Source organism: Clostridium sp. C2-6-12, assembly GCF_009928485.1.
Lineage (GTDB): Bacteria > Bacillota > Clostridia > Clostridiales > Clostridiaceae > Clostridium.
Map to the genome: position 1 here is coordinate 181,647 of NZ_JAABNP010000007.1, position 11,274 is coordinate 192,920.

8 protein-coding genes are annotated in these 11,274 nt (G+C 31.0%); 1 reads left to right on the forward strand and 7 read right to left on the reverse strand.

From position 1 onward, the window contains the following. Window positions 1-171: 171 nt before the first annotated feature. The 5 genes from GXK56_RS08220 to GXK56_RS08240 all read right to left on the reverse strand — a co-directional run bounded on the left by GXK56_RS08220 (window position 172) and on the right by GXK56_RS08240 (window position 6,757). On the reverse strand, window positions 172-1,425 hold the full coding sequence (locus GXK56_RS08220; protein WP_160686981.1) for an efflux RND transporter periplasmic adaptor subunit: 1,254 nt from the start codon (window positions 1,423-1,425) through the stop codon (window positions 172-174). After that, a complete protein-coding gene (locus GXK56_RS08225; RefSeq protein WP_160686982.1) occupies window positions 1,415-4,585 on the reverse strand; it encodes an efflux RND transporter permease subunit in 3,171 nt (1,056 codons plus the stop codon). Before GXK56_RS08225 ends, GXK56_RS08220 begins: the two co-directional genes overlap by 11 nt. Before the next feature lie 432 nt (window positions 4,586-5,017). After that, window positions 5,018-5,281, reverse strand: a complete 264-nt coding sequence (locus GXK56_RS08230; RefSeq protein WP_160686983.1) for a hypothetical protein — start codon at window positions 5,279-5,281, stop codon at window positions 5,018-5,020. A gap of 24 nt (window positions 5,282-5,305) precedes the next feature. Beyond that, window positions 5,306-5,476 carry a hypothetical protein gene (locus tag GXK56_RS08235; protein WP_160686984.1) on the reverse strand — a complete coding sequence of 57 codons (171 nt, stop codon included), beginning with the start codon at window positions 5,474-5,476 and terminating at the stop codon, window positions 5,306-5,308. Window positions 5,477-5,494: 18 nt separating this feature from the next. Continuing rightward, window positions 5,495-6,757, reverse strand: coding sequence for an FAD-dependent oxidoreductase (locus GXK56_RS08240; RefSeq protein ID WP_160686985.1), 1,263 nt, complete (start codon window positions 6,755-6,757; stop codon window positions 5,495-5,497). Window positions 6,758-7,368: 611 nt separating this feature from the next. Between GXK56_RS08240 and GXK56_RS08245 the strand changes: the two genes are divergently transcribed. Then, window positions 7,369-8,487, forward strand: a complete 1,119-nt coding sequence (locus tag GXK56_RS08245; protein WP_160686986.1) for an NADH-dependent flavin oxidoreductase — start codon at window positions 7,369-7,371, stop codon at window positions 8,485-8,487. A 218-nt stretch (window positions 8,488-8,705) separates the two neighbouring features. Here the strand turns inward: GXK56_RS08245 and galE are convergent, their stop codons facing one another. Together galE and GXK56_RS08255 are read right to left on the reverse strand one after the other, a co-directional pair. Next, window positions 8,706-9,719, reverse strand: a complete 1,014-nt coding sequence (galE, locus tag GXK56_RS08250) for a UDP-glucose 4-epimerase GalE (protein ID WP_243156055.1) — start codon at window positions 9,717-9,719, stop codon at window positions 8,706-8,708. Between the two features lie 185 nt (window positions 9,720-9,904). Then, window positions 9,905-11,104, reverse strand: coding sequence for a methyltransferase domain-containing protein (locus tag GXK56_RS08255; protein ID WP_160686987.1), 1,200 nt, complete (start codon window positions 11,102-11,104; stop codon window positions 9,905-9,907). Between the last annotated feature and the right edge of the window lie 170 nt (window positions 11,105-11,274).

Sequence of the window (11,274 nt, forward strand, 5' to 3'; positions counted from 1 at the left end):
ACATTATTACCAGCCTATTTAGATTTTTCCTGACATTATTATAACATATACTTTATAAAATAAATTATAGCTGAGACCTTCTAAGTATTAAGAAAGTCTCAGCTACTAAATTCAATTATAGATCCCCACTTTGGTAAATTTATACAAGGGTCAGACCCCTTACTTTTTATATTATACCAAATTTACTTTTTCTCCATCGCTCAATAAATTTTGTCCTTCAGTAATGACATCCAAGCCTTCTTCAACTTTTCCTGTTACTTCTGTAAATTTCTCATTTGAAATTCCAGTTTCAACGGATATTTTTTTAACCTCACCATTATCAACTGTATAAAGATAATTCACACCATTTTCCATTTTAATCGTTTCATTTGGAACCATTAAAATGTTATCCTTATTTTCAGCTGGTAAGGATATTTTAGCAAACATACCTGCTTTTACATCCTCCTTGGAATTATCAATTTTAACCTTCACAACATAGAAGTTGTTTTTAGAGCTTGTATTTGGACTTATACTTTCTATTACCCCAACCATTTTTTCATCTGGTGATGAATTTATAGTAACTGGCACAGATAGGCCTACTTGAATTTTTGAAAGCATTTTATCAGGAACATTTATTTCTGCATCTAAACTGCTATAATCTATAACGGTCACATAACCTGATTGTCCTCCAGCAAGTTGTCCTACTTCTACAGCTTTTTCTGATACAACCCCTGCTATTGGCGCTGTAATGTTTGCATTATTTATCTGTACTTGAACTGCACTCACTCCTGCTTGCGCTTGTTCTAAGGCTGCTGCTGCTGCCTTTGTAGCTTGAGGTCCTGCTTTGCTTTTTAGTAGTTCCAAGCTATCCTGTGCATTTTTTAAGTCAATAGTTATAGCATCATATTGAGCTTTTACATCATCAAACTCCTTTTTAGATACTGCATCTGCTGAATATAAAGTTTGTGTTTTGTCATAATTGTCTTTAACAGTATTATATTGAATTTGTAACTTTCCTACTAACTGTTCTGCTTGCAATAATTGTTGAACAAACCCTGAGTCGCTGGTTCTTTCTAAGTTGGCACTAGCTGCTTTCACTCCAGCTTGTGCTTGCTCAAGTTGTGGTGCATAATCTGTAGTGTCCAAGATAAATAAGGTTTGCCCTACACTAACTTTATCCCCAACCTTAACATCTACAGTTGCAACTCTTCCTCCTGTTTTCGGCAAAACCATTACTTCTTTTGCAGGTTTTAAGTTACTTGCATATTCTACCCTTGTTGAAATTGTTCCTGTTGTTATTTTTTGTGTTTTTACATTTTTAATTTCTTTGACTACTTCCACAGGTTTCTGTCTAGCAAAGCTAGAAATAATTATAACCACAACAACTGCTATAACTCCCACTACTATTAAAAACTTTTTCTTTTTCATTAATTCCTTAAACTTCATAGGTGCTCCCCCCTTCTACCACATGATTTTTCTTGTTTTTAAAAGACATTCTTTTCTTCAAATCCGCCATTAATGTATAAATAACTGGTAATACAATTGGCGAAAGAATTGTTGATGCAACCATTCCCCCAATGATTACTATAGCCATACTCTTTTTCATTTCAGTACCTTCACCCATGGATAATGCTACTGGTAACATGGAAACAATCATGGTTGCACTTGTCATTATGATTGGTCTTAATCTAGTAGCACCAGATTCTATAAGAGCATCTCTTAAATTCATTCCTCTCTTCATAAGAGTATTTGTATAATCTATAAGTAATGTACCATTTTTAGAGGCAAGTCCTTCTAACATAATCAAACCAATCATGGACATTAAGTTTAAAGTTTGACCAGTTAATGCTAGTAAACCAAAGGCTCCTATTATAGCACAAGGCAGCGCCATCATTCTTATAAATGGAGTTAAGAAGGATTCATAAAGCACTACTAAAATCATATAAACAAGAGCTAGAGATGCTAATAAAGCAAGTCCAAGAGAAGAAAAACTTTCTATCATTTGTTTTTGATTTCCTCCAAAACTTATACTATGTCCACTAGGAACAGAAAGAGCTTTTAGTTTAGCATCAATATCACTTGTAACTTCTCCAAGAACTCTTCCTTGAATATTGGCTTCAACAGTAACCATATCCTGCTTATCTTCTCTTGATATAGAAGGTGCTCCATCTATTTTTTGAATAGATGCTACTTGGCTAAGTGGAATTTGTTGTCCTTGTGAATTTGTAATTTTCAAGGATTTAAGATCTTCAGCACTATTTATTTGTCCATTTTCAAACTTTAGAGTTATATCATTTTCCTCATTTTTTGATCTATAAACTCCCACATTAGTTCCTGCCAATGCCATTCTAACAACACTTCCAACATTTGCAGTAGAAACATTGTACTGGGTAACCGCAAGATTATCTATATTTACCCTAAGTTCGCTGCTTCTTGAACTTGTAGAATTACTTATATCAGTGACTCCTTCAACTGTTTTTAATAACTTTTCAACTTCCTGTGATAAATCTCTTATAGTATCTGAATCATTACCTTTTATTTTAATTGATACAGGCTTACCACTACCACCAGAAGAAGAGGACTCCGATACATTCAAATCTACTCCAGACATATTTTTACCAAAAGCACGAACCTCTTTAGCAATATCGCTTTGACTTATTTTACGTTCACCCTTAGGCACTAAATTAACATAAATTTGAGCAACAGCTTTATCTGCGCTTTCTTGTCCATCATGTCCAATGAGGGAAAAATAATCTTTTACTTCTTTTGTTCCCTGCAAATATTTCTCCACCTCAGAAACCTTCTCATCTGTTTGTTTTAAAGTAGATCCTGGGGCAAGCTTCAAATTAATTGTAAAAGAACTCTGATCTGCCATAGGAATAAACTCTGACTTAATTAATCCCATTGGAATAAGCATTACACTAACCACAATACCTGCAGTAACTATAGCTAAAACTTTTTTCCTGTTATCTAAAGACCATATTAAAGTTTTTCTATAGTTTTCAACAAGCTTATCAAAAGACCCTTCTTTATTAGAACTTTTCTTAATAAATTTAGAACTTATTTTACTGAAATTAGAATTTATTCTGCTCAAAAAATTGTCTTTTTCTTTTTTATCTATGTTATCTTCATTGTTTTCATTTTTCAATAACCTTGAAGAAAGCATAGGTGTAATTGTAAAAGATACAATCAGAGAAAACATTGTAGCTGCAACAATTGTAAGTCCAAATTCTCTAAACATCTGTCCAACTAAACCTGACACAAGTGATACAGGAGCAAATACAACAATATCACATAAAGTTATAGCTATTGCAGCCATTCCAACTTCTTTACGTCCTTCAATAGCTGCTTGTATTGGATTTTTCCCCATATCCATATGCCGCTGAATATTTTCTATAACAACTATAGAATCATCAACCAGAGTACCTACAACAAGGGATAAGCCCATTAAAGACAGCATGTTCAAGGTAAAATGCATCTGATACATCATAAAAAATGTAGCAACCAAAGATGTTGGAATAGCTATTAAAACAACTAAAGAAGAACGAAAACTACGGAAGAACAAATAAAGCACAAGTGCAGTAGTTATAATTCCTTCAAAAAGATTATGTTTTATTTGAGTAAGTGAAGAATTAATAAAAGTAGTAGTATCCATTAAAATATTTACTTCTGTTCCCTTTGGAAGAGCCTTTTTAATATCTTCTAATTCTTTTTTCACAGAATCAGCTACTTCTACTACATTTGAATCACTTTGTTTACCAAGCATCATTGCAATAGTCTTATTACCACCATACCTTGTTAATACAGTAGCATCTGGAACTTCTAAATTAATTTTTGCAATATCACCAAGGCGTATATTTACACCATTACCTGCTGGTATCAACAGATTTCTTACAGCATCAATGGAATTGAACTGACCAATAATTCTAACAGATTGATCTAAGTTGTCTTGTTTAATATCTCCAGCAGGAATATTAACGTTTGATGCTTGCAAGGTTCCCATTAAGGCATCAATGTTAACTCCATAATACTCCATAGTGGCTTTATCAATTTTTATCATGAGCTGCTTCTTATCAGCACCCATCAATGAAATATTACCTACTCCAGGTATTTTTTCTAACCTTTGTTTTAAAATATCAGATTGATTGAAAAGTTCCTCATAACTGGCATCACCATTTATTGAAACTATCATAATAGGTATAGCACTCATATCCATTTTATATAAAATAGGCTTATCTGCAGCTTTGGGCAGCCTAGCTGAAGCAAGTTCAACAGCTTTTTGAACATCTAAATATGCAGTATTTATATTTGCACTCATTTTAAAGGTTATTGTAACAGTACCATAACCCTCTCCTGAAGATGAATTTAAAACATCAACACCACTTATTCCTGAAACTGCATCTTCAATTGGTTTTAAAATATCCTTTTTGACATCCTCTGCACTTGCACCATTATAAGTTGTCATTATTGATATGACAGGAATGTTCATAGATGGCATTAAATCTGCCCCCATGTTTTTATACCCCATAATTCCAAGTCCAATGAATAAAATAACCGCCATCCACATGGCCGCTGGTCTTTTTACTGATATTTCAGTTATACTCATTACTCTCCCCCTTTTTTCCATGTTCACAGTTTTTTTACTTATTACCTTAATTATTCTTAGTATATCATGATATGGAAAATCCAAGAATTATTTTTCAACAATTTAACAGAAAAAATTAAGTTTTAAAAAAGTATTAATTTTTATTTGTATGCTATCTGTAGTAAATTTAGAGCATACTTTTCTAATTTTTTGAGGCAACAATCCAAAATATTTTGAGTATTGTATAATATAATAAAATATATAAATATGGTATGCTTTTGAAAAAGTATGCTGTAATCAAATTGTATGCACTAATATAGCATATCTTGATAGTAATGCTTTTTTATATAATTAAAGAAACTAGCTACCTAATTATAATTTTGTAACTAGTTTCTATTCTTATAAAAGCTGATATTTTCTATATATCAATTTGTTCTGCTGCTATAATTTTAATTACATCCTATAAAGGATCCATTCATTTGTGCTTAAATTTAACCTTAGGTCACAAAGCATTTTCATATTATCCTTTATAATTTCACATGTAAAAGTATAGGTGTCATCTCCACCTATTTTTTCCTTATCTCTTCTAACTAATCTTTCAACATTAATTGATTCTATACTTTCATCATCATTTGTAATGAAGAAACATAGAGGTTTTACAATGCCTGCTGAGTCAGTCTTAGTAACTACCTGAACCGATTTATCCACTATATTCATAAGCGTTCACTCCTGTCTTTATTTTTATTTAAATAATTTCGCTTTTCCAGTCCCATATCCATTTATTTTATATAACTTATTATAATCATACTTATTACTATAGTATATAGTATCTTGGCATGCAGTCATATCTTCTGTTCCATCGCCTATATGAAATTCTAATACGCAAATTAGGCTGAGGCTTTCTAAATTCAAGAAAACCTCAGCTTTATTTTAGGAAAAAATATTTGTAAGATTTAAATTTTCTACTCTTGACTTTATTTTATCTTTATCAGTAGTATACAATCCTAAAGTCTTCATTCTATCAAAGTATTCTGCACCAGAAAATGTGTATCTTTCACTAAGCTTCCCTTCTTTAACCTTATCATTTGCATATGCAATTATATCTCCTGTAACCAGCTTTCTTGATAATTCTAACAAAGGTCTCTTTTTTAAATATTGTACTGCATTATATCCTGCTAAAGTTCCAGTCGTCATAGCTTCGGTATGTCCTACAAAAAATCCAGATTTTTCACCACCACAAAATAAATTATCTATTCCATCTACATGCATTGAATTGCTTCTAGGCGCTGCTGATAAATATCTAATTGAGTTTCCATTCCCACCTGCTAAAGGATCTAAATATACTACATCTTCTAAACCTTTAATTTTTCTTAATTTATCTATTGGATAATGAGAAGTCATAAGCTTTATACGTCCAGTATCTAATAATATAATATTTTCTCCAAATTCTAAGGTTGCATATTGCTGGCATACCTTTTGCTCTAATTTCTCTAAATGTATATCTTCCTTTGGCATTGGAATAACCATTACTCCATCTTTTTCTAAAACATTGACTATATCTCTTGATAACGACTCTTTGGAAAACTCACAAGAACCACTCATTGCGCCTTTCATGCCATTTGTTCTTTCTCCCATCAAGTCATTTACACCTGCTTTTTCACTTATACTTACTCTCGCACCAAAACTAGGACATCTTAATGTACACATCACACATCCGTTGCCATACTTTACGCAGTTAGGCATTGATCCTGTAGAACCTGTAGTTTCTATGAATACATCCCCTGTTATAATCTCTTTATTAGATAATATAACTGATTTTATTTTATTTTTTTCCTTTTCTACATCTATGATCCTGCTCTTAAAAAATATCTTTACTCCTGACTTAAGCAAATGTCTTCTAACAATTGGTTCGGCTCTTCCTACATCACATAGCCAAGCATGTTTATGTCCTGGAAAATCTATATTCTTATGAATAGCTATAGAATCCATAATTTTAATAAAATCTCCAGCACCAAGATTTATTAATTCTTCTGCTGCAGTAAATCTTCCGTTATTTCTCATTATGCCACCAACATTTCCTACTCCAAGTAATAAGTCGGTCCTTTCATACAGTTCAACTTGGGCTCCCAGCTTTGCTGCTTCCAATGCGGCCGCGCATCCTGCCCATCCTCCACCTATAATTATTACTTTCATTAATATACTCCTTTAATTATTGTTATCTATGCTCTATATATTATTCAATTACTTTTTTAAGTTGAATCTTCTCATAAGAATTGATTTTTTACTCTAATAGTAAATTTGAAGTTCTATCCACTTATTTCTTCATTAAAACAGAATATAATTTTTTAAAATAATACACAAAAGTGCAATGCACTCTACTTAACTCTTTTTATCTTTTGATATAATAAACAAACTTTTCTTAATAATGCAAAAAATCAAATAAATCTTAATAAATAATAATTATTATTTACAATCAAAATAAAATATAGTAGAATAAATTAAAAGTTAATTGTATTAATATTTTTTATAAACATACTAGTTGTATAAAATTAAATTTAGACAAATTATACTGTCTAGAAATTAATTTTATATCTAATAACTAAAAATAATCTATATAAGTTCCAATTATTAATATTATATTGTCAATCACTTGTTAAAATTCTAAGGATAAAGTTCACGTATCTAAATGCAACATTTGTACATTCACTTTTCTTTCTGAATTTCTTAAATTGATATATACAATATAATCACAACTTATATACATATCCATAAATAAAATTTATTTTGAAAAGGGAGAGATTAAAATGGAATTAAAAAACTTAATTGAAACTAAAAATTTAAATTCAAAAATTACTTTAAAAAATCCTATAGTTATGGCTCCAATGACTACTTTTTCAGCAAATGAAGATGGAACAGTTTCTGATGCTGAATTAAGTTATTACAAAAAAAGAGCTAAGGAAGTTGGTATGGTAATTACAGCAACAACATATGTAACCCCTTCTGGCAAAGGCTTCAAAGGAGAATTCGCTGCCTATAATGACAGCTTTTTACCTAGTTTAAAGAAATTATCAGAAGCTATAAAAAGTGAAGGTGCATTAGCAATTCTACAGATCTTTCATGCTGGAAGAATGGCACTTCCTGATGAAATACCTGGAGGTCAACCTATTAGTGCGAGCGCTGTAGCTGCTGAAAGACCTGGTGCAGTTACACCAAAAGAAATGACAGAAACTGAGATTCAAGATACAATAAAAGCTTTTGGCGAAACAACAAAACTCGCAATAGAAGCTGGTTTCGATGGTGTAGAAATTCATGGTGCTAACACATACTTATTACAACAATTCATTTCACCTCACTCAAACAAAAGAGAAGATTTTTGGGGTGGAGACAGAGATAAGAGAAGAAATTTCCCATTAGCTGTCATAGCAGAAGTTAAAAAAACAGCAAAAGAAAAAGATGCTGAAAACTTCATAATTGGTTACCGTTTTTCACCAGAAGAACTTGAAAATCCAGGAATAACATTAGAAGATACTCTTTCTTTGGTAGATATATTAGCTGATCAAGGATTAAGTTATTTGCATGTTTCGCTAATGAATTTTTGGCAAAGTTCAATACGCGATGCAAGTGAAACTACTCCTGTTATTAATAAACTATTAGACAAAATTAATGGTAGAGTTCCATTAATAGGAGTTGGAGCTATTAATACACCTGATGATGCTATTAAGGCCTTAGAAACTGGTGTTGATTTTATTGCACTTGGTAGAGAAATAATTATTGAACCTGATTGGACTAGTAAAATTCAACTTGGTAAAACTTCTGAAATCCGTACTAAGTTAAATAAAAATGATAGAGAAGCTTTATCTGTACCAGTTCCTCTTTGGAATGCAATTGTAAATACACCTGGTTGGTTCCCAATTGAAGAGTAATAATTTAATATATTAATTGGTAAAAACTCTATAACAATACTTATAAAAAATCATTGTTATAGAGTTTTCTTTTTTTACTATATCTTTAAAATATCTTGGTGCATTCCATTTTCTATTGCATTATATAACACAATAGGAACTACTGTAGGTACATTAAACCATTTACTATAGTTACGGATTTTTTTACTGTTTTACTCTTATAAATATTAGATTATTTTCTAAAAGCTGATTACATTTTCTCTTATTTCATCCCATTTTAGAGCATCTCGGATACCCTCCTCAATAGAGTAACCCGCCTCCCACTCAATAAGCTCCTTAGCCCTAGAAACATTAGCAAAAGCGCCTGGCACATCTCCTAATCTTGGGTTATCATCTTCTTTATTAATTTGTTTTCCAATTACTTTTTCAAAAGAAGCAACAAGTTCTTTAACAGTGACTCCAGCACCAGTTCCTAGATTAATTACCATATACGAAGCTTTTTGACCTTCATATAAATTGAAGGCTCTATCAAAATTTTCAATAGCTTTAACATGAGCTATAGCAAGATCCCACACATGAATATAGTCTCTTATTGCTGATCCATCCCTTGTTGACCAATTTGTACCAGTTATTTTAAAAACCTTTCCTTCTTCAGAAGCTGAATTAAGTAACTTTCCAAGTACATGGCTTGGATTTTTTATGTGAGCACCAGACCTAAGCTTTGGATCAGCTCCTATTAAATTGAAATACCTTAAGGATATTCCTCTCATTCCATAAGCTTCACAAAAATCTTCTAAAATCATTTCCATCATATACTTTGTACGAGCATATGGACTTCTAGGATTCAAAGGTGAATTTTCTGATACCATAAAACCTTCAACATCATCATATATTGAAGCAGAAGAACTAAATACTATATTTTTACAGCCTAAATCACTTAAATTTTTAAATAACTCTATAGATTTTGTAACATTCTCATTATAATATTCATATGGTTTTTCAACTGACTCTGGTACTACAACCAATGCAGCTAAGTGAATGGTAAACTGAATTTCTGGATTTTCTGCAAATATTTTTTCTAGTAAACTCCTATCAGCAATATCACCTTTATAGAATATTTTACCTTTAGTAAATTCTTCTCTACCTCGAACAAGAGAGTCTAGAATTATTGGAGTATGTCCATTATCCTCGAGTGCAGAACATACTGTACTGCCTATATAACCTGCCCCACCTGTAACTAATACTTTCATCATAATCATCCTTTCCATATTTATTGACATATATAATTCAATTGAAAATATACAATTGATAATTAACAATTAATGTTGAAATTCTCATAGAATTTCTTCAAATTATTTTTTCTTGAAATATATAATTTGAATTAGAACTTACGCACATTAAATTTATTAATATCTCTAACTTTGGTAATACTTACTTATTATTTTTTTGAATGTGCTTTAAACACTCCTGTATCCTTTGTAATAAAAATATCTCCTGTTGCTTTCATCTTACTCTCAACAAAGCTTTCAAAATTCTTTAGATTTTCACCTACTAATATTTCCTTTGAATTCCCTGTTGTAGAATATAAATAATTAATAATAGGTTCAATTTCAGACACTATAAGTGAATCTTCATACCTTAATAACTCAATTGTATCAAAATAGTTGGAAATTTGAGTTGCTCCATTTTCAAGTCCAAAGTCCTCTGCAAAATCTGATTGTGCTATAACTATATTTGATTTAAACTCTTTGAGTAGTTCTCTCAGTTCAATGAGATGATTCTTTCCAATAGTAGCTAAATACAAGTATCCTTTAGGTTTCAAAACTCTTTTAATTTCTGAAAGTGCTTTTTGTTTGTCAGATATGTGATAAAAAATATGATCTGCAATGACAACATCAAAGCTATTGTCCTCATAAGGTATATTTTGAGCATCCACACGATTAAAGTTTAATTTTTTTGAGTAGTCTCCTAAATTCTGCCTTGCATCTTCAAGCATCCCTTCAGATATATCTGTTAATGTTATTTTGCAATTCTTTGGAATTCTATCCACATTTCTAATCCATAAACTTCCATTGCCACAGCCAAGCTCTAAAACTGTCATATCCTCACAAAGGTCCAATTGATCATAAAACCATTTATGCCAACCATATTTATTTGTACTGAATAAATCGTGAAGACTTATTCGTGCAGATAAATTAGCTGAATTTTTGTATTGATTTAACCATATCTTTTCTGTATTTATTATTTTTATTATGTTGGTAAATTTAGTCCAATCAAGACTACTTTCATTATCCATCATAAGTTCTGCTTCATTTATAGCCTTCTTCACTAAAACAAGATGATTAATCTTTTCATCGATTATGTCCATTTGCATATTTAAAGATTCTCTAACATTATTCTTAAGATAATCTGATTTTATAAGTTCCTTAATTTCTTCTAGAGAAAAACCTATGAACTTTAGAGTCAATATCTTTTGAAGTTTTTGAAAATCTTCGTCACTATAAAGTCTATAACCAGCCTCATTATAACTACTTGGACACAAAAGACCTTCCTTATGATAATGATGAATAGTCTTTAAGGTTATTCCAGCTTTTTTTGCAAATATTCCTGCCGTATAAAATACTTTCTCCTTTTCCATGAACTTCCCTCCCTCAATTACATTATAGGGGTTATCCTAAGGTCAAGGTCAAGGTCAATGGGTATTTTTTTATTATTTTTTATGTAATATAGGTTGTTGAATAAATAGAATCTGTAAAAAATAAATAAGCCATTCCTTTGTGATATAATAATTTCGCTAAAAACATAATA